Source organism: Yoonia vestfoldensis SKA53, from assembly GCF_000152785.1.
In the GTDB taxonomy this organism is placed as follows: domain Bacteria; phylum Pseudomonadota; class Alphaproteobacteria; order Rhodobacterales; family Rhodobacteraceae; genus Yoonia; species Yoonia vestfoldensis_A.
On record NZ_CH672414.1, the window covers coordinates 3,029,777 to 3,055,349 of the forward strand.

The following is a 25,573-nucleotide window of genomic DNA, read 5'->3' on the forward strand; positions in this document are numbered from 1 at the left end:
CCCTTTCGTTGAGGCTTGATACGCATCGGGTGGGCCGCCGCAAACGAAAAACGCGATCCCGAGGGATCGCGCTTTTCAATGCGTCTTGGGATAGCGCGGCATTCAGGCGGCGCGCGATTCCTGTTCAGCTGCGTTGCGACGTTCGCTTTCTTCGCGCGACAGGGCGACCGAGGTACGAATCCCCTTGCCTACAAATTCCATCAGCCCGTTGACCACACGTTCATTCGGGTCGATGCCGGCACAGGACAATACTTCACGGCCATCACGCGACCGGGCCCAGCGGGCGATCTGTTCGGGCCCATTGCCATATTTCTTGTCATCAGCGATCGCGTCATCAAGCGCAGCGAGAACGACGGCAGCAAAGAGTTTGCGGGCACGGTTGCCCTGTTCGTTGTTGAACGCTGTTCCGTCGACGAAATCTCTCATTTGGCTTCCTTTTTTGCTCTTGCGGTTCCGCGTGCTCGCCCTTATGCACACTCAGCTCCGATTCGGGGGGCTTGTTTTTGCATAACAGCCATGCGTTTGCGGCATGGCTCTCGCTTGGCGGTCTGGCGTCGGACTGATCTTGCACGCATGCCTTTGCGCCTATATAGGCGTGAGCGATCGCCATACAAGACTTGGCCCCCATTCTGTCATGAAGTGACCCATGCCCAAAATCAACGGTAACGAAATCCGCCCCGGCAACGTGCTGGAACACGAAGGTTCCTTGTGGGGCGCTGTGAAAGTCGATCACGTCAAGCCCGGCAAGGGTGGCGCATTCGCGCAGGTCGAGCTGAAAAACCTGCGCGACGGGCGCAAGCTGAATGAACGTTTCCGGTCTGCCGACAAGGTCGAGCGCGTGCGTCTGGATCAAAAGGACCAGCAGTTCCTGTTTGAAACCGATGGGATGCTGACCTTCATGGACAGCGAAACCTATGAACAGATCGCCCTGCCTGTCGATATTCTGGGTGACCGGCGCCCGTTCCTGCAGGACGGCATGGTTGTGCATATCGAATATTATGGCGAAGAGGCGTTGAACGTCACCCTGCCGCAAAAGGTGGTCTGCAAGGTTGCCGAAACCGAACCTGTCGTCAAAGGCCAGACGGCGGCGAATAGTTTCAAGCCTGCGATCCTGGATAACGGTGTGCGTGTGATGATCCCGCCTTTCGTGGGAACCGATGAAGACATCATCGTGAACACCGAATTGTTCGAATACGTCGAACGCGCCTGATATTTGCCTGCGGCGCTGCGCGCCTTGGGTCTCTGGCAGGGATATTTAGGCTCGGAAGATGCCGGATGTTTCTATGCGAATGTGATCGTTGCGCTGCCGGCCTGCATCGGGCCGGTGGCGCGGTCGAACCGCAGATAGGCGATGGCGTGATCGCCGCTGATCGTGTGTAACACCCCGGTATCCTTGCCATCTGCCGTGATCGGATCGCCGGGCTGGGCCGCACCGTCGATGCGCACCCGCGCCAGACCTTTGCGCAATTCGGTCTTGTGTTTCATCCGTGCGACGATTTCCTGTCCGACATAGCAGCCTTTGCGGAAATCGACGCCGTGCAGCGCCTCGAACCCGGCTTCCAGCACATAGGTTTCGGGCGTCAGTTCGATCCCGGTTTCGGGGATCAGATGGGCGACGCGCAAAGCATCCCAATCGGTCTGGTCACTGATGTCGCTGTCGCCATAGAACCGCCACCCCATGCCTGCGTGCCGCGGGTCGGGCAAAGCGCCCGGTGGCGTGGAACCTGTTCCACGCGACACCACCAGATCGGTCTGCCCGATCTGCACAGCCGCGCGCAGCCGGTACATGCTCAGGCGTTGCAGCAAGGTTGCACCATGGCTTTGTGCGACATCCACCAACAGCCGGTCATCCTGCCCCAGCACGAAGAAATCGGCGATGAACTTGCCTTGCGGCGTCAGCAAGGCGGCATAGATGATGCCCTGTGCGGCGCGGGTCACATCATTGGTCACCAGCCCTTGCAGGAATGACACCCGGTCCACGCCCGAGATCGACAGGACCATGCGGTCAGACATTGGTTTTTTCCTTGTTGCGAAAATTGCTGGCGGTTCAGGTCGGCGGTGGCTTTGGCGATTGTTTGTCCTTTGGTCTAGTCGCAAACGGGGGCACAGGGCAAGGTGGGGCTGGTTGACGCTGCCAAGCACGGCGCTACTGTCCGCCCGACACCCTTTCAGAAAGCGTATTCATGTCACTCTCCAATGGTCGGGCCTATCTGGCTATCCCCGGTCCCTCTGTCATGCCCGATGCGGTTTTGCGCGCAATGCATCGTGCGTCGCCCAATATCTATGAGGGAGAATTGCATGATCTGACGCGCAGCCTGATCCCCGATCTGCAGGCTGTCGCCATGACCAAATCCAAGGTCGCGATCTATATCGGCAACGGCCATGCCGCCTGGGAGGCTGCATTGGCCAATACCTTGTCGCGCGGTGACACGGTGCTGGTGCTGGCGACAGGCCCGTTCTGCATCGGCTGGGGCGAGATGGCGGCGCAGATGGGTGTGCATGTCGAAACGCTGGATTTCGGCGTCAACGCGCCTGTCGATCCTGCCCGTGTGCGCGCGCATCTGGCAGCCGATACTGCACATCGGATCAAGGCGGTGCTGGCCGTACATGTCGATACATCGACCAGCGTCAAGAATGACATCGCTGCCTTGCGTGCGGCCATTGATGCCGCGCGCCATCCGGCGATGCTGTTTGCTGATTGCATCGCGTCGTTGGGCTGTGACCGGTTCGAGATGGATGCCTGGGGCGTCGATGTCATGGTTGCGGGCTGCCAGAAAGGGCTGATGACGCCTGCGGGGATCAGTTTCGTCTGGTTCAACGCCAAGGCCGATGCCGCGCGCGGCGATTGCGTGACGCGATATTGGGATTGGCGCCCGCGGGCCGCGCCAGAGCTGTTTCACCAGTATTTCAACGGCACCGCGCCAACACATCATCTGTATGGCCTGCGTGCGGCGCTTGACATCATGCTGGCCGAAGGGCTGGACAATGTCTTTGCCCGCCATGCCACGCTGGCCCGCACGATCTGGGCTGCGTTTGACTGCTGGTCGGCGGATGGCCCGCTGCATATGAATGTTGCGGATTCGGCGCATCGGTCGCATGCGGTGACATCCGCCGGGATTGGCGCACCCTTGGGCGACAAGCTGCGCCATTGGTGCGAACATCGCTGCGGGTTGACGCTGGGGATCGGGCTGGGGCGTGTGCCTGCGGATGGCTATTTCCGCATCGGGCATATGGGGCATGTGAATGCCCATATGATCATGGGCGCGCTGGGCACGATTGATGCGGGGCTGAAGGCGCTGGATATTCCGCATGGCCGCGGCGCGTTAGAGGCTGCGTCCAGCGTGATTGCCACCGCCTGACCCGCCGCAGCAGGCCCGCCACCGCCGTTGCCTGCCTACCCAAAGCACCTATGTTGCGGTTTCAGCCGCCTTTCGCCCGGTCCAGCGCCTGCGGCAGGCTCTGGCCGAATGCGGCGATCTGGTCGGGGGTGCCGCAGCTGACGCGGATACAGCGGTCTTGCGGTGTCACGAAGGGCATCCGGACGAAAATGCCATCTGCGACCAATGCTGTCAGTACCGCGCGCGCGAAGGCCCCATCCTGCCCGCAGTCGATGGTGACGAAATTCGTGGCGGATGGCAGGGCGGTCAGCCCATGGGCGGCCGCGATGCGCCCGATTGCGGCGCGCGACGTGGCGATGGCTGTGCGGACGTGGTCGATCCATGCGCTGTCTTGCAAGGCGGCCAGCGCGCCGGCCTGCGACATCCGGCACATGCCGAAATGGTTACGCACCTTTTGAAAGCCCGCGATCACATCTGCTGCCCCGATGGCGTAACCCACCCGCGCCCCGGCCATGCCATGTCCTTTGGAAAAGGTGCGCAGGCGGATCACATTGGGCGTATCCGCCGCGATATCGGGGGCGGTGCCATGGGGGGCAAGGTCGATATAGGCCTCGTCCAGCAGCAGCAGGCAATCTGCGGGCAGGTTTGCTGCCATGTCTGCGATGACATGGCCCTGGTGCCAGCTGCCCATCGGGTTGTCGGGATTGGCGATATAGACCAGTTTCGCGCCGGTTTCATGCGCCTTGGCGATCAGGGCTGCGGGGTCTTCGTGATTGCCCGCATAAGGCACCTTGTGCAGCACCCCGCCGAAACCCGTGACGTGGTAGTTGAAGGTTGGATAGGCTCCGTCTGATGTGACCGCGCCGTCACCCGCGCTGATGTAAAGCCGCACCAGCAGGCCCAAAAGCCCGTCGATCCCTTCGCCCACCATGATATTGTCGATGTCTGTGCCGTGATGGGCGGCAAGGGCTGTGCGCAAATCATGGCTTTCGGGGTCGCCGTACATCCAGACCTCGGTCGCGGCCTGTTGCATCGCGGCGATGGCACGGGGCGAGGGGCCAAAGGCGCTTTCGTTGGCACCCAGCCGCGCGGTAAAAACCTGTCCGCGCGCGCGTTCCTGCGCCTCTGGTCCGACGAAGGGGACCGTAGCGGGCAAAGAGGCGGCAAGCGGGGTCAGGCGGGGATGGGTCATCGTGAAAACTTTTATGCGCTCCGCGCGGGGAGTATTTTTGGAAATAAGAAGTGGGGGGCCAAGCGGATGGCCCCCGCCGTGTTTAGCCCAGTTCCTGCAGTCGTGCGATGGCCGCCTTGATCTGGGTGTCTTCGTTTTCGCGCAAGGCGAGGTTGGCGCGGGCCTCTTCCACCACGTCATCGGGCGCGGAGGCCACGAAGGCTGGGTTGTTCAGCCGTCCGCGCAGGCCGCCCAGTTCCTTGGCGAGTTTCTGGGAAGTCTTTTCAAGCCGTGCGATTTCGGCGGCGACGTCGATCAACCCTGCGAGAGGCAGGCCGAACGTGCCGCCGTCCATTGGAATCGTGACGCAGCCTTTGGGAAAGCTGTCGACATGGGTCAGGCTGTCGATCCGTGCCAGCCGCTGGATCAGGGCGGCGTTGTTATCCCAAGCGGATTGGCCTTTGGCATCAAGCCCCGTCACCAGAAGCGGCACCTGTGCGCCTGCGGGCACATGGACCTGCGCGCGCGCCGAACGGGTGTTGTCGATCAGGCCGATCACCCAGTTCATTTCGCGGTCGGCGTCGGTGTCGACAAGTGCGCTGCCGTAGCTTGGCCAATCGGCGTGGCAAAGCATTTTGGCGCGGGTGTCGGCCAGGCCCCAGAGTTCTTCGGTGATGAAGGGCATGATCGGGTGCAACAGGATCAGGCATTGATCCAGCACCCAGCGCAGGGTCTGTTCAGTTTCCAGCTTTGCGGCGGCATCCTCGCCTTGCAGGATCGGTTTGGAGAATTCCAGATACCAGTCGCAGACCTTGCCCCATGTGAAGGCATAAAGCGCATCCGCCGCATCGTTGAACCGGTAGGCGTGCAGCGCGGCATCCACGGTTTCGCGCAGCTTGCCTGTTTCACCGATGATCCATTTGTTCAGCGTCAGGGTCGCCTCTGGCCGTGTGGGATCGCCCGGATAGGGGATAGTGTAATGGTCGGCAAAGCTGAAGGCGTTCCAGAGTTTGGTGCCGAAGTTCCGGTAGCCCTTGATCCGGTCTTCGGAGATTTTCAGCACGCCGCCGATGGCCGCCATCTGTGCGTTGGAGAACCGCAAGGCATCGGCACCATATTGGTCGATCATGTCCAGCGGGTCGATGACATTGCCCTTGGTTTTCGACATCTTCTCGCCCTTGGCGTCGCGGACAAGCTGGTGCAGGTAGATCGTATGGAACGGGTCCTGGGCCATGACGGCCTGTGACATCATCATCATGCGCGCGACCCAGAAGAACAGGATATCCTGTCCGGTGATCAGGACGTCACCGGGAAAGTATTTCATCGCGGGGTCGTCAGCGGGCCAGCCGAGCGTGCCGAAAGGCCACAGGCCTGAGGAGAACCATGTGTCCAGCACGTCGGGGTCGCGCGTGAGCGCGGTGTCGGGGCCGGCCATCGCCTGTGCTTCGGCCTCGGTGGTGGCGCAATATTGGCTGCCGTCGGCGGCAAACCACACCGGGATTTGATGCCCCCACCAAAGCTGGCGCGAGATGCACCACGGCTCGATATTTTCCAGCCAGTGGTAATAGACTTTTTCGCCGCTTTCGGGGATGATCTTGGTGCGGCCTTGTTTCACGGCCTCCAGCGCGGGGCCAACAATTTTGGCGGTATCCACGAACCATTGGTCGGTCAGCATCGGTTCGATCACCACGCGCGAGCGGTCGCCGAATGGCTGCATGATCTTTTTGGCTTCGACCAAGGGGATCATGGTGGGCGCGTCCCGGACTTGATCCGGGACCTCGGCGTTTGCCGCTGCCTCAGGCCCCGGCTCGGGGGCCGGGGTTGGCGCGGGGGCGGGGACCATGACGGCCAGACCTTCGGCCGTTACATCGGCCACCACGCGCGCACGCGCCTCGAACCGGTCCAGCCCGCGATACGCGTCGGGTACAAGGTTCATCGCGGCGATCATCGCCTCGTCGAAATTCTGATCCCCATTGGCGATGGCTTGCGCAATCGCTGCCTCTTCGGCATAGGGCCGCCCGTCAGCGCGCATCGCACCGCGCGTATCCATCAAGGCATACATCGGGATATTGCCCCGCTTGGCGACCTCATAATCGTTGAAATCATGCGCGCCGGTGATTTTCACCGCACCTGACCCGAAGGTCGGATCGGGGTAGGGGTCGGTGATGATCGGGATCAGGCGGCGGTGTTCTTTCGGCCCGACGGGGATTTCGCACAGCTTGCCCACGATGGGCGCATAGCGCGGATCGTCCTTGTGGACGGCAACAGCGCCATCGCCCAGCATGGTTTCGGGCCGCGTCGTGGCGATGGAAATGTAATCGCGCACCTCGCGCAAGGTGACGTTGCCGTCTTCGTCTTTCTCAATATATTCATAGGTTTCGCCACCCGCCAGCGGGTATTTGAAATGCCACATATGGCCGTCGACCTCGATATTCTCGACCTCGAGGTCGGAAATCGCGGTCTCAAAGTGCGGGTCCCAATTGACCAGACGCTTGCCGCGATAGATCAGGCCCTTGTTGTACATATCCACGAAAACGCGGATCACGGCGTCGTGGAAATTGCCGGCAGGTTCGGTGGCGGGCGCTGAATCCGCGCCCGACATGGTAAAGGCAGAGCGTGACCAATCCATGCTGTCGCCCAGACGCCGTGCCTGTTGTTCGATCACACCGCCCTTGTCGCCTTTCCAGTCCCAGACTTTTTTCAGGAAGGCCTCGCGCCCCATCTCGACCCGTTTGGGTTGGCCCGTGGCGGCAAGATCCTTTTCCACCATCAATTGCGTAGCGATCCCCGCATGGTCCAGCCCCGGCTGCCACAGCGTGTCAAACCCCTGCATCCGTTTCCAGCGCGTCAGGATATCCATCAAGGTATGGTTAAAGGCGTGGCCGACATGCAGATGCCCCGTCACATTGGGCGGCGGCAGCATGATGCAGAACGTCTCATCCCGGCTGGCGTTGGCCCCGGCTTTGAAGGCGCCGGCCTCTTCCCACATTTTATAAAGGCGGGCTTCGGCCTCGGCGGCGTTGAAAGTCTTTTCCATCGGCATCAGTGCTGTCCTTTTTCGGCTTGTCGCCAGATACCAAGCGCGCACACCAAGGGAAAGGGTTTGTTCGGGCTGGACTTGGGGGTTTCGCCCGCTAGGGTCTGGACAAGCCATTCAAGGGGATCAGCATGGAAAAATTCGGCAAAAGCCAGTCGGTGACGCGGGTCGAGGATTTGCGCTTTCTGACGGGCGCAGGGCGCTATGTCGATGACGTCGCCCCGGCGGGCGCGCTGCACGCGTTTTTTCTGCGCGCGCCTGTGGCACATGGCAGGGTCACGGCGCTGGATGTGGCGGATGCGCGCGCGATGCCGGGGGTGGCCTTGGTCGTCACCGCGGATGATCTGGTGGCGGCGGGGGTGCGGATGGGTTTGGCGGGCAAGGTGTTGCGCAACAGCGACGGGTCGCGCGCGGCGGCCCCCGTCCGCCCCATTCTCGCGCAGGGCCACGTGCGCCATGTGGGCGAGCCGGTGGCGATGATTGTCGCTGAAACGATGCCGGCCGCGCGCGATGCGGCCGAGGCGATTTTACTGGAAATTGATGATCTGCCTGTCCATGTGGCACTGGAAATCGGCGGCGTGGCGATCCACGCCGAAGCGCCTGACAACCTTGCCTTTGACTGGGCGCTGGGCGATGCGGATGCGACACGCGCGGCCATCGCCGCTGCCGCCCATGTCGTCACGGCGCAGGTGTTTGACAACCGCGTGATCGTGAACGCGATGGAACCGCGTGGGTGCTTTGCCGAGGTCACGGATGGCCGGTTGCATGTCGCCGTCAACGGGCAAGGCGTCTGGGCCACCAAACGTGACCTGATCCATCATTTCGGCCTGAATGACGCGGATGTGCGCGTGACCACCCCCGATGTCGGTGGCGGTTTCGGGATGAAAGGCATGCGCTATCCTGAACCCTTTTGCGTGGCCCATGCCGCGCGCGTGCTGGGCCGCCCCGTGCGCTGGATGTCGGAGCGCACCGAGGCGATGCTGACCGATAACGCGGGCCGCGATCTGACGACGACCGCGACACTTGCCTTTGATGCTCACCATCGGATCACGGCGTATCAGCTTGATACGATCGCCAATATGGGCGCTTATAATTCGCAATTCGCCCAAGCGATCCAGACAGAATTGTTCGCCAAAGTGCTGATGGGCACCTATGATGTTCAGACCGCCCATATGCGCACGCGCGGTATTTATACCAACACCACCCCCGTCGATGCCTATCGCGGCGCAGGCCGGCCAGAGGCGATTTTCGTGCTGGAACGCAGCATGGACGCCGCGGCGCGCCAATTGGGTGTTGATCCTTGGGAATTGCGGGCGCGCAACTTCATCAAACCTGAACAATTTCCCTATACCACCGTCACGGGTATGACCTATGACGTGGGGGATTTCATGCAGGTTTTGAACACCGCCGGGCGCAACGCTGACCGCGGCGGTTTTGCGGCGCGCAAGGCCGCATCGGCCGCGCAGGGCAAATTGCGCGGGCAGGGCCTGTGCTATTACATCGAAAGCATCCTTGGCGATCCCGATGAAACCACCGCCGTTGAATTCACGCCGGGTGGCGCGCTGATCTATGTCGGCACGCAATCCAACGGGCAGGGGCATGAAACCGTCTATGCGCAGTTTCTGGCAGATCAGACCGGTATCCCCGCCGATCGTATCACCGTGGTGCAAGGCGACAGTGACCGCATCCCCACGGGCGGCGGTACGGGCGGGTCGCGGTCGGTGACTGTGCAGAACACCGCGACCTTGGCGGCGGTGGATGTGATCCGCGACGCCTTTAGCGCGTTTCTTGCCGAACAAGAGGGGGTGGATGCCGCTGCGATCCGCTTTGACGATGAACGCTTCCGCATCAACGGGTCCAACCTGACCCCCACCATGCTGGAGGTGGCCGATCTGGCCCGCGCGGCAGGGCGCCACGATCTTTTGCGCCATTCTGCGACGATCACGCTCGACAATCGCAGTTTCCCCAATGGCGCGCATGTGGCCGAGGTCGAGATTGACCCCGCCACGGGTGTCGTCAGTGTTGATCGCTATACCGTGGTTGACGATTTCGGCAATCTGATCAACCCGATGCTGGCCGAGGGGCAGGTCCATGGTGGTGTCGCCCAAGGGATTGGGCAGGCCCTGACCGAACGCGCGGTGTTCGACGCGGATGGGCAGCTTTTGTCGGCCAGCTTCATGGATTATGCCATGCCGCGCGCGGACGATTTGCCGATGATCGGCTTTGCCACCGAATGCACGCCATCGCTTTACAATCCGATGGGCATGAAAGGCTGTGGCGAGGCGGGGACGGTCGGGGCCTTGGCCGCGATCAGCAACGCGGTGATGGATGCCTTGCAGGATGTCGGCGTGACGCAGATCGACATGCCTTTTACCCCGCATCGCGTCTGGCAGGCGATCAGCGCAGCACAGGGTGCCGATGCGGCTGCGTGATTGGGTTTTCGGTCTTTTCGGGCGCAAACCGCGCACCGAAGAGGCCGCAATCCGCCAGCGGGGTCCGGCGATCCATGTTATCATCATGGATGGCACGATGTCGTCGCTGGACCCGGGGGCGGAAACCAACGCGGGCCTGACCTTCAAACTGCTGCGCGAGGGCAGTAAGGGCGCGAATATGACCGTCTATTACGAGGCGGGGATTCAATGGCGTGACTGGGCGACGACGCTGGATGTGATCACCGGACGCGGGATCAACCGCACGATCAGGCGCGCCTATGGCGTGATTGCGTCACGCTATCGGCCCGGTGACCGGATCGTGCTGATCGGCTATTCACGCGGTGCTTTTGCCGTGCGGTCATTGGCGGGGGTGATCGGCATGGTCGGGCTGGTGCGCGCGGATGCGGCCACCGAACGCAACGTGACGCAGGCCTACCGGCATTACCGCACCGGGGGGCGCAGCCAATATGCGGCCGCCTTCCGCCGCCTGCATTGCCATCCTGTAGTCGAGATCGAGGCTGTTGCCGTCTGGGACACCGTCAAGGCGCTGGGCTTGCGGTTTCCGCTCGTCTGGCGCTGGGGGCAGGAACAGCACAATTTCCATTCTGCCGAACTGGCCCCGCATGTGCGGCACGGCTTTCACGCGCTGGCCCGCGATGAACGGCGCAAGGCATATACGCCTGTCCTGTGGTCCTGCCCGCCCGGATGGCAGGGGCATGTCGAACAGGTCTGGTTCAAGGGCAATCACGCCGATGTCGGCGGGCAGGTGCGTGCCTATCCGCCAGCACGCCCGCTGGCCAATATCCCGCTGGTCTGGATGCTTGACCGGCTCGAGGCTTGCGCCGTGCCTTTGCCCGCAGGCTGGCGCGACAGGTTTGCGCAGGATGTGAATGCGCCGTCTATCGGCAATTGGCGCGGCTGGGCGCGGCTGTTCATCGCGCGGCGCAGGCGGGTGATCGGGCGTGACCCGTCCGAACGGCTGCACGACAGCATCGCGCAGCGGGTGCAGCGGCGGTCATTCTTGCGACGGGCGCATGATCAGGCAAGTGGTTGATCCGGTTGCATAAAGCTTGCCATCGGCGGCACCCCTGATTTCCCCATGCGCGACACCCGTGCTGCGGCCTGCGTGATCGCTGATGCCGGTGGCAAGGATTTCCACGCCTATCGGGATCGCGCGGGTCAGGTTCACCTTGTATTCGAGCGTGGTATAAACCGATCCCTTGGGCACCAGCGTCATCACAGCACAGGCCATGCAACTGTCCAGTAAGGTGCCATACCAGCCGCCATGCACGCCGCCCATCGGGTTGGCATGCTCGAATGCAGGCGTGCCGCGAAAAGTGACACGACCTGCCGCGACTTCGTGCAGGTGGTAATTCATCAGGCCCGAAATCGGGGGGCGGCTGATCTCGCCGCGCTGCATGGATAGCATGAAATCAAGGCCCGACATGGACAGGATAGTGTCCAGATCAAGCAGATCGGCTGGGGTTTTCGCAATGAACATCGGCGCGCCTTTGTGTTTTCGGGCGCAGGCTCGCCTGTCAGGCGACGTTTTGCAACCGTGCTTTGGGCGTGATGCCCAGCGCATGGCACACGTCGCGCGTCAGCTCTGGCCGGTTCAGCGTGTAGAAATGCAGATGATCCACACCACCGCGCACCAGATCGTCGCACAGCTCTGTCGCCAGCGCCGTGGCGAGCAGGTCGGTCGTGCCGTCGCGGGTGGCATTGGTGAATGCATCGCGGATCACCTGCGGGATATGGGTGCCGCATTGGTCCGCAAACCGCTGCGCGCCGGACCAGTTTTCAATCGGCAGAATGCCCGGAATGATCGGCGCGGTGATTCCCGCCTTGGCGCAGGCATCGCGGAACCGGAAAAAGGTGTCGGCCTCGAAAAAGAACTGGGTGATCGCGGATGTCGCACCGGCATCGATCTTGCGCTTGAGAAAGGCGATATCGGCGGCCTGATCGACAGCTTCGGGGTGCTTTTCAGGATAGGCCCCGACGCGGATGGTGAACTGGCCGGTCTCAGCCAAGGCTTCGATCAACTCGACAGAGCTTGCGAAACCGTCCGCATGGGGGGTGAATGTCGCCTGCCCTTTGGGCGCATCGCCGCGCAGGGCCACAATCTCGCGCACACCGGCGGCGGCATAATTCTGTGCGATGTCCAGCGTTTCGGCGCGGGTGGCATCAACGCAGGTCAGATGTGCTGCCACATTCAGCCCGCTGGTGCGGTGGATGGTGCTGACCGCCTCATGCGTCAACTGGCGTGTCGTCCCACCCGCGCCATAGGTCACCGACACGAAAGTCGGGTCCAGCGGGGCCAGCGTATTGACGCAATCCCACAGCCGGAACGACCCTTCGAGCGATTTTGGCGGGAAGAATTCAAAGGAAACGGTGGGCGTGGACATGACAATACCTCTTGCTTGCCTTGTCGTTTTGTCACGTTTATGAAGTTGAGACAAATTCATAACCTTCACTAACTTCATGAAGAACATTCACATGCACATCGAATTCCGCCATCTGCGCACGATCAAGGCGATCCATGACACCGGCGGGCTGGCGCGTGCTGCGGATCAGTTGAACATGACACAATCGGCCCTGTCGCATCAGATCAAGGGGATCGAGGATCAGGCGGGCGTGGAATTATTCGTGCGCCGGTCCAAGCCGCTGCGCCTGTCGTCGGCGGGGATGAAGATGCTGGCCGCGGCCGAGGCGATCTTGCCGCAGGTCGCTGCCTTGGAGGCGGAATTTTCGGGTCTGGTATCAGGCAAGGCCGGACGGCTGCATATCGCGATCGAATGTCATGCCTGTTTTGAATGGCTGTTTCCGGTGCTGGAACAATTCCGCAAGGCCTGGCCCGAGGTCGATGTCGATATCCGCCCCGGTCTGGCCTTTGACGCTTTGCCTGCGCTGCGGCGCGAGGATGTCGATCTTGTCGTCTCCTCCGACCCCGAGGATTTGCCCGAGACCGATTTCACCCCGCTGTTTGATTATGAACCGGTGTTTGTGGCCGCAGCCCAGCATCCTCTGGCTGCCAAGGACGTGATCGAGGCCGAGGATTTTCGCGGCCAGACGCTGATCACCTATCCGGTGGACCGCGCGCGGCTTGATATCTTTTCGCAGCTGCTGACACCGGCCAAGGTGGAACCGGCGGCGGTGCGGCAGGTGGAATTGACGGCTGTCATCCTGCTGCTGGTGGCGTCCAATCGCGGTGTCGCGGTGCTGCCTGATTGGGTGGTGCGGCAGGTGCGGTATCATTCCGATTACATCACCCGTCCGCTGACGCGCGCGGGCATCACCCGCAGGCTTTATGCCGCGACCCGCAGCGATGACACCAGTCGCCCCTATATGGCGCATCTGATCCGGCTGGCGCGGCAGGAAGCGGTTAAGCTGCAACGCGGCTGATGCCTTGCCCTCATGCGCATTGCCGCCTATAGGCAGCCCTTGATCCCGAACCAAAGGCAAGACAGATGGCTGGCAGCGCAAATCTCAACGTGATGATGAAAACCGCCCGCAAGGCGGGGCGCGCCTTGCTCAAGGACTTTGGCGAGGTCGAACAATTGCAGGTCAGCACCAAAGGGCCGGGCGATTTCGTTACCCGCGCCGACCGCGCCGCCGAACAGATGATCCGTGAGGATTTGCTGCATGCGCGCCCGTCGTACGGCTTTCTGGGCGAGGAAGGCCGCGAGATCGAAGGCGAAGACCCGACCCGCCGCTGGATCGTCGATCCGCTGGACGGTACCACGAATTTCCTGCACGGCCTGCCGCATTGGGCGGTCAGCATCGCACTGGAACACAAGGGTCAGATCGTTGCTGGCGTGATCTATGATCCGGTGAAGGACGAGATGTTCTATGCTGAAAAAGGCGGCGGTGCCTGGCTGAACGAAAGCCGCTTGCGCGTGTCTGGCCGCCATAAGCTGATTGAAAGCATCTTTGCCACCGGCCTGCCGTTCGCGGGCCGCGCCGATCTGCCTGAAACCTTGCAGGATCTTGCGCGCCTGTTGCCCGCCTGTGCGGGTGTGCGCCGGTTCGGGGCGGCCGCCCTCGATCTCGCCTATGTGGCGGCGGGGCGGTATGACGGGTTCTGGGAACGCGGGCTGAAATCCTGGGACATGGCCGCCGGTCTGGTGATCGTGCGCGAAGCGGGCGGGATTGTGGAACCTCTGCAAGCCGAGGCCGATATCATCGGTAGCGGTCAGGTTATCTGTGCAAACGAGGCGATTTTCGAGACCTTCGCCAAGGTGATCCGCAAGGCGTGAGCCGCCTCATCGTCCGAGCCCAAATATCCTGGGGGAGCCCCGGACGTGGTCCGGGGCGCGGGGGCAAAGCCCCCAATCCCGGATTTCATCCGGGATAGAAGATGAGTATTTATAGAAATAAGAAGATGTCAGCGGCGCACAATTGGCACGCTGCTGCGGCGATAGCGCGCTTCGGGATGGGGCGGGCGGCCTTCGGTGCGCTGCCAATATCCACGCGCGCCGCGCCTGATCCAGACCGGCACCGTCAAGGCAAGCCCCATCACGAAGCCACCGGCATGCGCCCAATAGGCTACACCGCCTGCGGATGTATCGACCGATAGCCCGCCAAGGATCTGCAACCCGAACCACAGGCCCAGCAAGATCCACGCGGGGATCGGCAGGAGCCGGAAAAAGATGATCAAGAAGATAAAGATATCCACGCGCGCCTTGGGGAATAGCAGCAGATAGCCGCCCATCACGCCAGCGATGGCACCAGAGGCACCCACCATCGGCACTTGTGAAGTGGGATCGCCTAGAAATTGCGCAAGGCTCGCGCCTATGCCGCAGGCAAGATAGAAGGCGAGAAAGGGCAGGTGGCCCATTTCATCTTCCAGATTATCGCCGAAAATCCAGAGAAACAGCATGTTGCCGGCCAGATGCATGAAGCCCCCATGCAGAAAGATCGACGTGACAAGCGCCGCGGCATTCTGCCCTTCGGACAACAGCACCGGGATCAGTGCATAGTTGAAATAGAACCGGTTGATCTGCAGATCGGTCTGTAGCGTGGCAAGCCCCCAGACATAGACCAGCACATTGACCCCGATCAGGGTCAGCGTGACATAAGGTGTGGCCTCGGACGGGTTGTGGTCGCGGATGGGCAGCATCATGCCGCGACCATTTCTGCCTTTGCGCCTGCGGTCAAGTCCGGGCGGGGCCGCCCACCTCTGCCAGCAATGCGGCATTACCGCCTGCTGCGGTCGTGTCGATACAGACATGCCGTTCGTGGCAGGCATGCGCGCGGTCTGGCTGGCCCGTGATCAGGGCGATGATCTTGCCATCGCGCGCCGAGAGCGCGGTTTCCAGCGCGCGGGCTGTGGCGGTATCGCCCCACCAGATGACGGCCGCCAAGGGGGCGAGCGTTGTCAGCGCCGCGGCTGGCAGATCGCCCCCTGCGCTGATCCCGACCCCGCCCAAGGCGGCGATGGCCGCGATCTGAGCCGCCGCCGCCTCTGGCCCCGGACCCATGCACAGGATCGCGCCGCGCGGGTGCAGCCCATGACGGTTGGATTCGCCGGTCGGGCCGGGCAGGTCGGTGGGCGCGGGGCTGGCGGGCATCGGGGCGCCGGCCAGCTGCTTTTGCAAGGCGGCAAGATCGGCGGTGGTGTCCCATTTGCCACTGGTCTGTGCCGGTTCTGGTGCAACAAAACGGGGCAGGTAATGCGGCCCGCCTGCCTTTGGCCCGGTGCCGGAGAGGCCTTCACCGCCGAAAGGCTGGCTGCCCACGACTGCGCCGATCTGGTCGCGGTTGACATAGATGTTGCCTGCCTCGATCCGTTCGACCACGGTCTGCACGCGGTCGTCGATCCGCGTGTGCAGCCCGAAGGTCAGCCCGTATCCCATGGCGTTGATGTCGTCGATCACGCGGTCAAGGTCGCGCGCCTCAAAGGTCGCCACATGCAGGACGGGGCCGAAGATTTCGCGCGTCATCTGGGCGATGCCTTGCACGCGGATTACGGTGGGGGCGATGAAATGGCCTGTCGCGGGGGCGCTGATCTGGTGCAGGATGCGCCCGTCACTGCGGGCCTGCGCGATATGCTCGGCGATGGTTTCATGCGCGGCGGCGTCGATGACTGGCCCCAGATCGGTGGACAGATGCCACGGGTCGCCGACGGTCAGTTCGTCCATGGCTCCTTTGAGCATGGTCATCAGCTTGTCCGCGATATCGCTTTGCACATAAAGGCAGCGCAGCGCCGAACACCGCTGACCGGCAGAGCGGAAGGCGCCGTTGACGATATCGCGTACCGCATGTTCGGGGAGCGCGGTGCTGTCCACGATCATCGCGTTCAGCCCGCCGGTTTCGGCGATCAGCGGCGTGCCGGGGGCGCAATGGGTGGCCATGCTGGCGCGGATTTTCAGCGCTGTTGCGGTCGAGCCGGTGAAGGCCACGCCATTGATGCGCGCGTCGGCGGTCAGGGCTGCGCCCACATCGCCGCCACCGGGCAGCAATTGCAGCGCAGCGACAGGCACGCCTGCATCATGCAGGATCTGCACCGCGCGGAAAGCCAGGAGCGGCGTCTGTTCGGCAGGTTTGGCGATGACTGCATTGCCTGCGGCCAAGGCGGCCGAGACCTGCCCCAGAAAGATTGCCAGCGGAAAGTTCCACGGGCTGATGCAGGTCCAGAGGCCGCGTGCCTGCATATCAGCGGTGGCTTGGGTGGCGTAATAGCGCAGGAAATCCACCGCCTCGCGCAGTTCGGCCACGGCATCGGGCAGGGTCTTGCCCGCCTCGCGCGCCAGCAGCGCGAAAAGCGTGTCGGCGTCTTTTTCCAGCGCATCGGCGGCCTTGCGCAGCACTGCCGCGCGGGTGGTGTAATCGGCGGTCCAGATCGCGGCACCGGCCAGCGCATCGGCCACGTCGTCGGGGGTGGCGGGTGTCACTTGCCCCACGATGTCGTCGGGCTGTGCGGGGTTGATGACGGGGAAAGAACTTTCTTGCCTCCGGCGGGGATATTTCGGCTCCAACGATGTGAGGGGGCCTGCGGTAAAACTGGCGTTCTGCAAGGGCGCGCGGGCCTTGTCGATGGTGTCGAGCGTGGGTTGATGCGTCAGGTCCCAGCCTTTGGAATTGATCCGCGCGGGCGCGAAAAGTTCGGGCCCGGTGGGCAGGTCGGGTCGCAGGCCTGCCGCGTCAAAAGGGCAGGCGGCGACAACGCTGGCGGGAACGGTATCGTCCACGATCTGGTTGACGAAACTGGAATTGGCCCCGTTTTCCAGCAGACGACGGACGAGATAGGCCAGCAAATCTTCGTGCGCGCCGACGGGGGCGTAGATCCGGCACCGGGTCTGTTCGGCGTTCAGCACTATACTATGCAATGTTTCGCCCATGCCGTGCAGGCGCTGGAATTCAAACTGGTTCTTGTCGCGCCCCATCTGGGCGGCCATGTCCAGCACGGCGGCCACAGTATGTGCGTTATGTGTGGCGAATTGCGGATAGATCCTGTCGGTCAGGCCCAGAAGTTTGCGTGCAGTGGCGATATAGCTGATGTCGGTATGCTGTTTGGCGGTAAAGACGGGGAATCCGTCGATCCCCTGCACCTGCGCGCGTTTGATTTCCGCGTCCCAATAGGCGCCTTTGACAAGCCGGACCATGATCTTGCGGTCCAGATCATGCGCCATTTGGTAAAGCTGGTCGATCATCAAGGGCGCGCGTTGTCCGTAGGCCTGCACGACCACCCCGAACCCGTCCCATTTCGCCAGTGCGGGATCGGCCAGCACGGCGCCGATCACGTCGAGCGACAGGGCCAGCCTGTCGGCCTCTTCCGCGTCGATGTTAAACCCCATGCCTGCGGATTTCGCCAAGAGCGCCAGCGCGCGCACCCGCGGCACCAGTTCTTCCATCACCCGCGCCTGTTGCGCCACCTCGTAGCGCGGATGCAGCGCCGAGAGTTTGATCGAAATGCCGGGGTTTTCCGCGACCGAGCCATGCACGCAATGATCGGCAATGGCTGATATCGCGCGGGAATAGGCAAGGTGGTAGTATTTGGCGTCGGCCTCGGTGCGGGCCGCCTCGCCCAGCATGTCATAGCTATAGGTGAACCCCTTGGCCTGCATGCCGCCGGCCCGTTTCATTGCCTTCTGGATCGTTTCGCCCAGCACGAATTGCCGCCCCATTTCGCGCATCGCGCGGCCGACAGCGGTGCGGATCACCGGTTCGCCCAGCCGTTTCACCGCAGATCGCAGGTGCCGTGTGATCCCCGGTTTTTCATCATCCAGCACGCGGCCTGTCAGCATCAGCGCCCATGTCGAGGCGTTCACCAGCGACGAGGCCGAATGCCCCAGATGTTTGCCCCAATCGGATGGCGCGATCTTGTCCTCGATCAGATCGTCCATCGTGTCGGCGTCTGGCACGCGCAACAGCGCCTCGGCCAGGCACATCAGCGCGATGCCCTCGTCAGTGGACAGGCCGTATTCGGCCAAGAATACCTCCATCAACCCCGGATCGGCGCTGGTGCGGATCTGGGTGACAAGCGTCGCCGCGCGGTCGCAGATCCGGGCGCGGTCGGTGTTGGACAAGGCGGCGGTTTTCACCAAGCTTGCCACGGCTGCGGTTTCGTCGCTGTAGATCGCGGCATCGATGGCATCACGCAAAGTCAGGGCAGTATCACGGGGCATGGTGGAATCCTTAACCAGATGTCCCATCATAGCTGATTGTGAAAAGGCGATTGGCCTGCTAATGCAAAAGATACGGGACAGAGTAATGAAAAAATGGGTAAAGTGTGATCGAAAAGAATAGCGAACTGGACAAATTCGACCGAAAGATCCTGGACGTCCTTGCCGTGGAAGGGCGGATCAGCATCACTGATCTTGCGCGCCGGATCGGGTTGTCGAAATCGCCCACGCAGGCGCGGTTGCGCAGGCTGGAGGAAACCGGCGTGATCCGAGGGTATCGCGCGCTCTATGATCCGATTCGGTTGGACCGCGATCATGTCGCCTTTGTCGAAGTCCGGCTGTCTGATACGCGTGAAAAGGCGCTTGCTGCCTTCAATGCCGCCGTGCTGCGCATTCCCGAGGTTGAACAATGCCACCTGATCGCGGGGGCGTTCGATTACCTTCTCAAGGTACGCACTGCAGGGATGACCGGCTATCGCATCGTTCTGGCCGAGAAGATTTCGACGTTGCCACATGTGTCCAATACATCGACTTACGTGGCCATGCAGACGGTCAAGGAAGAGGGTGTATCCCCTGTCGCTCCCGGCCCGGATATCTGACCCAAGGCCCTGCCGATCCTGCAGTGCAAGCGCGACCGGTTGTTTGCTGAATGCGCGCTTTTGGTGACATGGGCCTGGGTCGCGTTGTGATCTGACTTGCCGCCGCCTGCTGTCACGCTTAGGAAAGCGATACGCACCCTGCATGCCTGCGTGGTGGAATGGTAGACATCGGAGACTTAAAATCTCTTGGCCGCAAGGCCGTGCCGGTTCGAGTCCGGCCGCGGGCACCACATTCTTGATGCAGATCACAAAAGGACCATTGCACAGCCCGTGCATCGGCTGGTCAGCTTTGGTTGGTAGAGATGGCCGTCCTGACCGTGTGGAAACCTGCGACAAGGGAACGCCACGCGCCGCGATCAGGGTGTGATGCTGCGCAAAATCGTCAGCTTGCCCCGAAGATCAGCAGCACCAGCGGGATGGTCAGTACCGATGCCAGCGTCTGCGCTGTCACCAGCCCTGCCATATATGTGGCATCGCCGCCGAATTGCCGTGTCAGCACATAGGATGTCGGTGCAGTCGGGATGGCAAAGAAGATCACCAGCACCAGTGCCTCGATCCCGTCCAGCCCGAAAATCCACGCCATGCCCATCGCCAGCACCGGCATTGCGAACAAGCGCAGCGTGCTGTTGACGCCGATCGCGCCCATGTCGGATCGCAGCGCCCCGGGGCGCAGCGCCGCACCGACGCAAAGCAGGCCCAAGGGCAGGCTGCCTTGCCCGAGCAGCGCGAAAAACGCGCCGGTCCCCAATGGCAGCCCGATCCCGCTCAGCGCCATCGTGATCCCCAGCGCACAGGCCAGGATCAGCGGGTTGCGCGCCATCATGCGCAGGATCGCCAGCGGTTTGCGGGCCTCGGTCCGGTCAGCCAGCGCCATGATCGACAGCACATTGACCAGCGGCACCACGACCGCCAGCACGATGGCCGCCCGTTCGATGCCGGGCGCGCCAACCAGGGCTGCCGTGATCGCAAGGCCAAGATAGGTATTGATCCGCACCACCCCTTGCAAGGCGGGGCCAAACCGAGCGGCGGGCGCGGGGTGCTGCCAGCGCCAGCCGTACAGGCCAAAGGCGGCAAGGGCGATGGACGCGCCAGCCGCCCCGCCCAACCGCCAGATTGCGGGATCACCCAAAGGTGCCGCGGCAAGGCTGCCCACCAGCAGGGCCGGAAACAATATATAGTAATTGACGCGTTCAGCCGCTGGCCAGAACCCCGGTTCTGGAAACCCCGTGCGTGCCATGACAAAGCCAAGGCAGATCAGCGCGAACAGCGGCCAGATTGTCAGGATGATCATGCTGTCCGTTCCATTGTCTGTCTTGGCCCCTGCCTTACCATCGCGTCGCATCCCTGCGCCAGATCAAAGCCGTAACATCGGGTGGCTGGCGTGCAGCTGAGTGATGCAATTTGGTGGATATCAGAGGTGTTTTTGCCGACGACGCCAATTTCTCTTTTTGCGGTCAATCTTTTCTCATTATACAATTTTAGGTAATCTTTCGCGCGGGTCATTGTGGCATCAAATATCAACAGACAGGTGAATGCCATGTTTGGCCACACACAGGCCAAGGGCGGTTTCGGGCGGCCAGACCTGATTTATGCCCTGATCGCGGTGCCGGCATTGGGGTTATTCGCATGGCTGTCGGGGCAGGGCATGTTGGTGGAACATCCCGGCAGTGATATCTGGCAGCATGCCGCCGCTTTGCTGGCCTTGATTGAAAACCCGCATGCACCCGGCAATCCGTTTATCGTCTCGGATGCGGGGTCGCGCCATTTCCAGCCGCTTTGGCTGGGATGGGCCGCTGTGGCGCGGATCGCGGGGCTGGATGTCTGGCAGGTGCTGGCTTTGGCGGGATATGGCGCGATGGCGCTGTTCGGCATCGGCGTCTATGTCTTTGCGCGTGCCTTGCATCCTGCGCCTTGGGCGCCGGTGGTGCTGTTTTTATGCCTCATGCTGGGGTGGGCGTTGCCGCTGCAGCATACGGGGTTTCATTCGCCGTTGACCCTGTATTACGCCGCTGCCTATCCGGCGACCTATATGATCGGCTTGAGTTTTATCCTATGGGCGCTGGTGCTGCGTAGTCTGGTGCGGCCTGTCTTTGTGATCCCGCTGTGCGCACTGGCGGCGTTGATGTTCACGACCCATCAGGTTGGGGCCGTGATCGGTTTCATCGGCGCAGGCAGCTTTGCGCTTTGCTGGCCGCATGGCACCATCGCCGCACGCCTGCGGGTGTTGTCGGCGCTGGTGCTGGCTGTCAGCCTGTCCACATTCTGGCCCTATTTCAATGCCGTTGAGATTGTCCTGCGCCCCGGCAATGCGACATGGGAAGGCGGGCCTGCGTTTTATTCCCCGGTTTATCTGACCGCCGCATTGATCCCCTCAATATTCGGGCTGGCCGGATTGCGCGCGCCCGCAGGCCGCGCCTTGGTGCTGATGGCTGGCGTGTTCTTGTGCATCTACCTTGTCGGGCTGACCGGATTTCAGCTTGCGGGCCGGTTCCTGATGCCCTTGGTGCTGGTGCTGCAGGTCGGTCTGGCGCTTTATATCGTGACCAACATTGGGTCAGACCGCAGGCGTCTGGTTCTGATCGGGCTGATTGCGGCGACCAATCTGGCGACGCTTGCGATGGTCGCCAACCTGCTTGATATCACCGCACCCGCCACAGAGCCGGGTGAGGTGACTTTTTACGAGGCGGCACGCATTCTAAGCGCCGATATCGCCGATGATCAGCCGGTGGCGGCCCTGCTGACCAGCGCTTGGCCTGTTGTCGCAACAGGGCAAAAGGTTTTGTCTGTGCCATGGCCGGAACCCATGATTGTCGATCTGGCCGCGCGGCAGGCCGTGGCAAAGGCGCTGTTCGCGACCGATCTGGCGGCCGGTGACCGGATCGGCTTGGCGCGCCGCCATGATGTGCGCAGCCTGATCGCATGGCAAGACCGCCTGTCCGACGCCCAATTGGCGGTCTTGCAGGCGCAGGCCGTCGCGACCACCAATGTGGGGCCTTTGATCCGCTTTGATCTATACGATGTGCCGGGGATGGGCGTGATCCACCCGCGCGTGGTAGATCAGTGAATGGGGCACCTCTTGACCGTGGCGCGCCATCAGCGCGGCATCGCCAAGCACGCTGCGTGCCGCGCCGTCGGCGACGATCCGTCCTGCGTCGATCAGGATCACCCGCGGGCAAAGCTCCAGCACCAGTTCCAGATCATGGCTGGCGATCAGCATCGCCTGATCCATGCCGCGCAGCAGGTCGATCAGCCGCCTGCGGTTGCGCAGGTCAAGTGCGGCTGACGGTTCATCCAGCAACAACAGGCGCGGGTCCATCACCAGCACCCCCGCCAGACAGGCCAGCCGTTTCTCGCCCCCCGACAAATGATGCACGGGCCGGTCGGCCAAGCCCGTGATCCCCACACGGTCAAGGGCTGTCGCCACGGCCCTGTCCAGCACGGCGCCGGACAGCCCCAGATTGCGTGCGCCAAAGGCCACATCCTCGGCCACGGTCGGGCTGAACAGTTGATCCTCGGCCTGCTGGAACACGAACCCCATATCGGGGTGGAACCCGCCGGGGGTGACGGGTTTGCCGTCCATCTGCACCGCGCCTGCGCTAGCGCGGATCACGCCGGTCAGGCACAGCATCAGCGTCGTTTTGCCCGCCCCATTCGGGCCGATCAGCCCGACCCTTTCGCCCTGTGCGATGCGCAGCGATATGTCGTGCAAGACCCTCTCGCCAGTGGCGCGGGTCAGGGTCAGGTCGGTTGTATGCAGCAGGGACATGGTCATGCCAGATGGTCCACCACCAGCAGGCTGGCTGCAAGGGCGATCAGGCCCGCCAGCGCCCATTTGTCGCCGCGCGGCACGGCGGCTGCGTCGGGTAGGGCCGCCCCTTTGGCCCCGTGTCCGCGCAGGATCATCGCGTGATAGACCCGTTCGGACCGCGCATGGCTGCGCAGCAGCAGGCTTGCCAGCAGCCAGCCGGTCGCGCGGAACCGCCCCAGCCAGCCATGCCCGCCGCGCAGGCGCATCGCGGTCTGCATGCGGGCCAGATCGTGGCGCAGATCCTCGATATGGCGCAGGGTCAGCAGCGCCATATCCACCAGAAGCGCGGGCAGCCCAAGCCCGCGCAGCGCGCCGATCAGATGCGATAGCGGCAGCGCGCCCACGAATACCACGATCAGCGTAAAGATCGTGACGAACCGCAGGGCGATGCCTGTGGCCGCTGCCAGCCCTTCGGCGCGCAGGGTCAGGGGGCCAACTGCGGCGATCACATGATCCCCGCTGGTAAAGGGTAAAACCACGACCAGCCCCGCCACCACAACGCCCGGCAGGCGCAAGGCCCGCAGCAACCGGCGGGCGGGCGTGCCGGACCACCAGACAAGGCCCAAGGTTGCCGCAACCATCAGCGCCAAGGCGGCTGGCGCATGCAGCGCGGAAAACCCGAAGGCAAGCGTCAGCAGGGCGGCAACCCGCAGGCGTGGATCGGTGATCGGATCAGCGCGCAACGATCATCTCGGGGCTGGTGCGGCGCAGAAAACCCAGCACGGCGACGACGACCATCCCCTCGGCCAGTGCCAGTGGCAGATGCGCCAGCGCCAGTGCCGTGATCGCCGCGCGTTCGGCACCCGCATCCAGATGCGCGGGCAATCCCGCCAGCAGGATCGCGGCGAACAGCGCGACAGCCAGCAGAACGGCCCCCGCGCCGGTGGCAAAGCCCACAATCGCCGCCGCTGCGCGCTGGGTCAGATGCCCCAGAGCGCGCGTCAGCCCAAAGGCGGCCAGCGCGGGCAGCCCAAGGATCACCGCATTGACCCCCAAGGTGGTCAGCCCGCCATGCCCGAACATCACTGCCTGAAACGCCAGCCCGATCAGGATCGCGGGCAGCGCATACCAGCCCAGCATCGCCCCCATCAGCCCCGGCAGCACCAGATGCACGCTGCTGGGTGGCACTGGAATATGGATCAGCGAGGCCGCGAAAAAGGCTGCCGTCATCATCGCGGCACGCGGTAGCCCTGCACGCGGGTCAGGCTGGGCCGCGATCCGGTTCAGCGACAGGGCGGTCAGCCCCGCCGCGATGGCCCAGCCGCCCAAGCTCAGCCCAAGGGGCAGAATACCATCGGGGATATGCATCAGGCCGGTTCCGCAGGGCGCAAGCGCCGGAAATACAGCGCCGTGCCAATGCAACCCCACACAACGCTGGCCGCCATCAGCAGGCGCTGCGCCCATGACAGGCCGGTGCGGCTGGCCGTGACGGTGATGGCTGCGCCATCCGTGCCGACCGTGACATAGCCCATGGCACCGTGACCGGCCTGCCGCACCTGCACCGCCCATTGTCCCGCCCTGTCGTCCGGCACAAAGACGAACCGGCCATCCGCGTCTGTCATTCCCGTCAGCCAAGGCAGCGCAGGATTGTCGGGCGCAAAAACGGATACCTGTGCGCCCGCCATAAGCGCGCCGGTGTCATAGCGGGCTTGGATCGCCACGGCCTCGGTGGTGCCCATATCGACAAAAGCGCCATGCGCTGCCGCAGGACCCGCCAGCAACAGCGCCGCGATCAGGGGTTTAGCGATGGATGACAGCACAATGTCCCTCTCCGACATGGCCGATATGCAGGCCCGTCAGGGTCATCTGATGGGTGCCGCCCGCAGCGAAAGCGTCGAACCCCAGCGCATTGATATTCATTGGATCGGTGTCTTCCTTGTCAAGGCGACCGAACAGATGATCCAGATGGAAGGTCAGTTCAAGCTCGGCAGCGTTGCCAGCGGTCACAAACCCGTTGCGCGCATCGCCGACATATTCGCCGCAGGTGTAATCATGCGTGGCATCACTGGTCAGGGTGAAATCCACGCTTGCGCCGTCGCGCGTTGCCGTGCCGACCAGCACCATGGACTGGCCCGCCCAGTCACCCGATTGCGCAGGCACTACCGACCAGACGACCGCGGTGTAATGGCCCACGGGGGCGGGGGCCGTCGCCAGCATCACGCGGCCCTGCGCATCGGTGTCGGTCAGGTCGATCGTCATCTGGTCGATGGCATCGAAAACCACGGTGTCTGTGGCGCGGGGCTTGCCACCGGCATGGGCATCATAGGGCGGGTCGGTCTGCAATGCGGACACGCCTGCCAGCGTGACGAACACATGATCGAAACGCAATTCCCAGCCGTCGCGGGTCAGTGCGGGGGCAATGAACCCTTCGCGCGCCAAAGCTTCGCCATTGGCGAAAAGGTGCAGGCGGCCTTGGGCAGCGGCGGCGGTGCCGATGGTCAGGGCGGCGGCAAGGGTGCACAAACAGGCGCTGGGCAGAGACATGGTGGTCCTTGAGAGTATGAAAAACGTTCTTGTTTTTCATACGAACCGCCTGACTGGGTGTCAATGGCGCAGCTGTGCCG

23 protein-coding genes and 1 tRNA gene are annotated in these 25,573 nt (G+C 62.8%); 9 read left to right on the forward strand and 15 right to left on the reverse strand.

The annotated features are described in order from the left end of the window. Positions 1 to 102: 102 nt before the first annotated feature. A complete protein-coding gene (locus tag SKA53_RS14810) occupies positions 103 to 426 on the reverse strand; it encodes a DUF6280 family protein (RefSeq protein WP_007206995.1) in 324 nt (107 codons plus the stop codon). Positions 427 to 646: 220 nt separating this feature from the next. Here SKA53_RS14810 and efp point away from each other — a divergent pair, with 220 nt between their 5' ends. Continuing rightward, positions 647 to 1,210, forward strand: coding sequence for an elongation factor P (gene efp, locus SKA53_RS14815; protein WP_007206996.1), 564 nt, complete (start codon positions 647 to 649; stop codon positions 1,208 to 1,210). Between the two features lie 71 nt (positions 1,211 to 1,281). Here the strand turns inward: efp and SKA53_RS14820 are convergent, their stop codons facing one another. Continuing rightward, entirely contained in the window at positions 1,282 to 2,013 is a 732-nt protein-coding gene (locus SKA53_RS14820) for a YgfZ/GcvT domain-containing protein (protein WP_007206997.1), read from the reverse strand. Positions 2,014 to 2,183: 170 nt separating this feature from the next. On the opposite strand from SKA53_RS14820, the gene SKA53_RS14825 reads away from it, so the two are divergent. Next, positions 2,184 to 3,359 carry a pyridoxal-phosphate-dependent aminotransferase family protein gene (locus SKA53_RS14825; RefSeq protein WP_040483021.1) on the forward strand — a complete coding sequence of 392 codons (1,176 nt, stop codon included), beginning with the start codon at positions 2,184 to 2,186 and terminating at the stop codon, positions 3,357 to 3,359. Between the two features lie 61 nt (positions 3,360 to 3,420). On the opposite strand, the gene SKA53_RS14830 is transcribed toward SKA53_RS14825, so the two are convergent. Together SKA53_RS14830 and SKA53_RS14835 are read right to left on the reverse strand one after the other, a co-directional pair. Next, positions 3,421 to 4,530, reverse strand: coding sequence for a pyridoxal phosphate-dependent aminotransferase (locus SKA53_RS14830; RefSeq protein WP_007206999.1), 1,110 nt, complete (start codon positions 4,528 to 4,530; stop codon positions 3,421 to 3,423). Between the two features lie 82 nt (positions 4,531 to 4,612). Next, positions 4,613 to 7,552 (reverse strand): valine--tRNA ligase, encoded by a 2,940-nt coding sequence (locus SKA53_RS14835; RefSeq protein ID WP_007207000.1) that lies wholly within the window; start codon positions 7,550 to 7,552, stop codon positions 4,613 to 4,615. A gap of 125 nt (positions 7,553 to 7,677) precedes the next feature. Here SKA53_RS14835 and SKA53_RS14840 point away from each other — a divergent pair, with 125 nt between their 5' ends. Together SKA53_RS14840 and SKA53_RS14845 are read left to right on the forward strand one after the other, a co-directional pair. Next, on the forward strand, positions 7,678 to 9,978 hold the full coding sequence (locus tag SKA53_RS14840; RefSeq protein WP_007207001.1) for a xanthine dehydrogenase family protein molybdopterin-binding subunit: 2,301 nt from the start codon (positions 7,678 to 7,680) through the stop codon (positions 9,976 to 9,978). Beyond that, complete coding sequence (locus SKA53_RS14845; RefSeq protein WP_007207002.1) at positions 9,965 to 11,032, forward strand: DUF2235 domain-containing protein; 1,068 nt, start codon at positions 9,965 to 9,967, stop codon at positions 11,030 to 11,032. The genes SKA53_RS14840 and SKA53_RS14845 overlap by 14 nt, the downstream gene beginning before the upstream one ends. On the opposite strand, the gene SKA53_RS14850 is transcribed toward SKA53_RS14845, so the two are convergent. Beyond that, complete coding sequence (locus SKA53_RS14850) at positions 10,994 to 11,479, reverse strand: PaaI family thioesterase (RefSeq protein WP_007207003.1); 486 nt, start codon at positions 11,477 to 11,479, stop codon at positions 10,994 to 10,996. The two genes, SKA53_RS14845 and SKA53_RS14850, sit on opposite strands and share 39 nt — an antisense overlap. 37 nt (positions 11,480 to 11,516) lie before the next feature. Next, positions 11,517 to 12,383 (reverse strand): methylenetetrahydrofolate reductase [NAD(P)H], encoded by an 867-nt coding sequence (gene metF / locus SKA53_RS14855; protein ID WP_007207004.1) that lies wholly within the window; start codon positions 12,381 to 12,383, stop codon positions 11,517 to 11,519. Between the two features lie 91 nt (positions 12,384 to 12,474). On the opposite strand from metF, the gene SKA53_RS14860 reads away from it, so the two are divergent. Both SKA53_RS14860 and SKA53_RS14865 read left to right on the forward strand, forming a co-directional pair. After that, positions 12,475 to 13,380 (forward strand): LysR family transcriptional regulator, encoded by a 906-nt coding sequence (locus SKA53_RS14860; protein ID WP_040483344.1) that lies wholly within the window; start codon positions 12,475 to 12,477, stop codon positions 13,378 to 13,380. Positions 13,381 to 13,445: 65 nt separating this feature from the next. Next, positions 13,446 to 14,234, forward strand: a complete 789-nt coding sequence (locus SKA53_RS14865) for an inositol monophosphatase family protein (RefSeq protein ID WP_007207006.1) — start codon at positions 13,446 to 13,448, stop codon at positions 14,232 to 14,234. 128 nt (positions 14,235 to 14,362) lie between these two features. On the opposite strand, the gene SKA53_RS14870 is transcribed toward SKA53_RS14865, so the two are convergent. Together SKA53_RS14870 and putA are read right to left on the reverse strand one after the other, a co-directional pair. After that, a complete protein-coding gene (locus SKA53_RS14870; protein ID WP_040483345.1) occupies positions 14,363 to 15,097 on the reverse strand; it encodes a rhomboid family intramembrane serine protease in 735 nt (244 codons plus the stop codon). A 34-nt stretch (positions 15,098 to 15,131) separates the two neighbouring features. Next, positions 15,132 to 18,605, reverse strand: coding sequence for a bifunctional proline dehydrogenase/L-glutamate gamma-semialdehyde dehydrogenase PutA (gene putA / locus SKA53_RS14875; RefSeq protein WP_040483346.1), 3,474 nt, complete (start codon positions 18,603 to 18,605; stop codon positions 15,132 to 15,134). 104 nt (positions 18,606 to 18,709) lie between these two features. On the opposite strand from putA, the gene SKA53_RS14880 reads away from it, so the two are divergent. Together SKA53_RS14880 and SKA53_RS14885 are read left to right on the forward strand one after the other, a co-directional pair. After that, positions 18,710 to 19,201 (forward strand): Lrp/AsnC family transcriptional regulator, encoded by a 492-nt coding sequence (locus tag SKA53_RS14880; RefSeq protein WP_007207009.1) that lies wholly within the window; start codon positions 18,710 to 18,712, stop codon positions 19,199 to 19,201. A gap of 144 nt (positions 19,202 to 19,345) precedes the next feature. Beyond that, positions 19,346 to 19,431 (forward strand) — tRNA-Leu (locus SKA53_RS14885). A 152-nt stretch (positions 19,432 to 19,583) separates the two neighbouring features. On the opposite strand, the gene SKA53_RS14890 is transcribed toward SKA53_RS14885, so the two are convergent. Together SKA53_RS14890 and SKA53_RS15670 are read right to left on the reverse strand one after the other, a co-directional pair. Continuing rightward, complete coding sequence (locus tag SKA53_RS14890; RefSeq protein WP_040483022.1) at positions 19,584 to 20,492, reverse strand: AEC family transporter; 909 nt, start codon at positions 20,490 to 20,492, stop codon at positions 19,584 to 19,586. Then, positions 20,489 to 20,740 (reverse strand): hypothetical protein, encoded by a 252-nt coding sequence (locus SKA53_RS15670; protein ID WP_207327949.1) that lies wholly within the window; start codon positions 20,738 to 20,740, stop codon positions 20,489 to 20,491. The genes SKA53_RS14890 and SKA53_RS15670 overlap by 4 nt, the downstream gene beginning before the upstream one ends. On the opposite strand from SKA53_RS15670, the gene SKA53_RS14895 reads away from it, so the two are divergent. Continuing rightward, the gene (locus SKA53_RS14895; protein WP_040483023.1) at positions 20,739 to 22,265 is read left to right on the forward strand and encodes a hypothetical protein; all 1,527 of its coding nucleotides are present in this window, start codon (positions 20,739 to 20,741) and stop codon (positions 22,263 to 22,265) included. The two genes, SKA53_RS15670 and SKA53_RS14895, sit on opposite strands and share 2 nt — an antisense overlap. Here SKA53_RS14895 and SKA53_RS14900 read toward each other — a convergent pair. The 5 genes from SKA53_RS14900 to SKA53_RS14920 are packed head-to-tail and all read right to left on the reverse strand — an operon-like array spanning position 22,212 to position 25,493. Next, positions 22,212 to 22,973 (reverse strand): energy-coupling factor ABC transporter ATP-binding protein, encoded by a 762-nt coding sequence (locus SKA53_RS14900; protein WP_007207012.1) that lies wholly within the window; start codon positions 22,971 to 22,973, stop codon positions 22,212 to 22,214. The two genes, SKA53_RS14895 and SKA53_RS14900, sit on opposite strands and share 54 nt — an antisense overlap. Next, complete coding sequence (cbiQ, locus tag SKA53_RS14905; RefSeq protein WP_007207013.1) at positions 22,970 to 23,692, reverse strand: cobalt ECF transporter T component CbiQ; 723 nt, start codon at positions 23,690 to 23,692, stop codon at positions 22,970 to 22,972. The genes SKA53_RS14900 and cbiQ overlap by 4 nt, the downstream gene beginning before the upstream one ends. Continuing rightward, a complete protein-coding gene (cbiM, locus tag SKA53_RS14910; RefSeq protein WP_007207014.1) occupies positions 23,682 to 24,317 on the reverse strand; it encodes a cobalt transporter CbiM in 636 nt (211 codons plus the stop codon). The genes cbiQ and cbiM overlap by 11 nt, the downstream gene beginning before the upstream one ends. After that, complete coding sequence (locus tag SKA53_RS14915) at positions 24,317 to 24,769, reverse strand: carboxypeptidase-like regulatory domain-containing protein (RefSeq protein WP_007207015.1); 453 nt, start codon at positions 24,767 to 24,769, stop codon at positions 24,317 to 24,319. Before SKA53_RS14915 ends, cbiM begins: the two co-directional genes overlap by 1 nt. Further along, complete coding sequence (locus tag SKA53_RS14920) at positions 24,750 to 25,493, reverse strand: hypothetical protein (protein ID WP_007207016.1); 744 nt, start codon at positions 25,491 to 25,493, stop codon at positions 24,750 to 24,752. Before SKA53_RS14920 ends, SKA53_RS14915 begins: the two co-directional genes overlap by 20 nt. Positions 25,494 to 25,573: the final 80 nt, after the last annotated feature.

Coding starts and splice junctions, on each gene's coding strand:
- SKA53_RS14920 (WP_007207016.1), bottom strand. CDS start 25,493: ATGTCTCTGCCCAGCGCCTGTTTGTGCACCCTTGCCGCCGCCCTGACC.
- putA (WP_040483346.1), bottom strand. CDS start 18,605: ATGCCCCGTGATACTGCCCTGACTTTGCGTGATGCCATCGATGCCGCG.
- SKA53_RS14850 (WP_007207003.1), bottom strand. CDS start 11,479: ATGTTCATTGCGAAAACCCCAGCCGATCTGCTTGATCTGGACACTATC.
- SKA53_RS14845 (WP_007207002.1), top strand. CDS start 9,965: ATGCGGCTGCGTGATTGGGTTTTCGGTCTTTTCGGGCGCAAACCGCGC.
- SKA53_RS14820 (WP_007206997.1), bottom strand. CDS start 2,013: ATGTCTGACCGCATGGTCCTGTCGATCTCGGGCGTGGACCGGGTGTCA.
- SKA53_RS14865 (WP_007207006.1), top strand. CDS start 13,446: ATGGCTGGCAGCGCAAATCTCAACGTGATGATGAAAACCGCCCGCAAG.
- SKA53_RS14890 (WP_040483022.1), bottom strand. CDS start 20,492: ATGATCATCCTGACAATCTGGCCGCTGTTCGCGCTGATCTGCCTTGGC.
- metF (WP_007207004.1), bottom strand. CDS start 12,383: ATGTCCACGCCCACCGTTTCCTTTGAATTCTTCCCGCCAAAATCGCTC.
- SKA53_RS14860 (WP_040483344.1), top strand. CDS start 12,475: ATGCACATCGAATTCCGCCATCTGCGCACGATCAAGGCGATCCATGAC.
- SKA53_RS15670 (WP_207327949.1), bottom strand. CDS start 20,740: ATGGCATTCACCTGTCTGTTGATATTTGATGCCACAATGACCCGCGCG.
- efp (WP_007206996.1), top strand. CDS start 647: ATGCCCAAAATCAACGGTAACGAAATCCGCCCCGGCAACGTGCTGGAA.
- SKA53_RS14825 (WP_040483021.1), top strand. CDS start 2,184: ATGTCACTCTCCAATGGTCGGGCCTATCTGGCTATCCCCGGTCCCTCT.
- SKA53_RS14830 (WP_007206999.1), bottom strand. CDS start 4,530: ATGACCCATCCCCGCCTGACCCCGCTTGCCGCCTCTTTGCCCGCTACG.
- SKA53_RS14810 (WP_007206995.1), bottom strand. CDS start 426: ATGAGAGATTTCGTCGACGGAACAGCGTTCAACAACGAACAGGGCAAC.
- SKA53_RS14840 (WP_007207001.1), top strand. CDS start 7,678: ATGGAAAAATTCGGCAAAAGCCAGTCGGTGACGCGGGTCGAGGATTTG.
- SKA53_RS14895 (WP_040483023.1), top strand. CDS start 20,739: ATGTTTGGCCACACACAGGCCAAGGGCGGTTTCGGGCGGCCAGACCTG.
- SKA53_RS14900 (WP_007207012.1), bottom strand. CDS start 22,973: ATGACCATGTCCCTGCTGCATACAACCGACCTGACCCTGACCCGCGCC.
- cbiM (WP_007207014.1), bottom strand. CDS start 24,317: ATGCATATCCCCGATGGTATTCTGCCCCTTGGGCTGAGCTTGGGCGGC.
- SKA53_RS14835 (WP_007207000.1), bottom strand. CDS start 7,552: ATGCCGATGGAAAAGACTTTCAACGCCGCCGAGGCCGAAGCCCGCCTT.
- SKA53_RS14870 (WP_040483345.1), bottom strand. CDS start 15,097: ATGCTGCCCATCCGCGACCACAACCCGTCCGAGGCCACACCTTATGTC.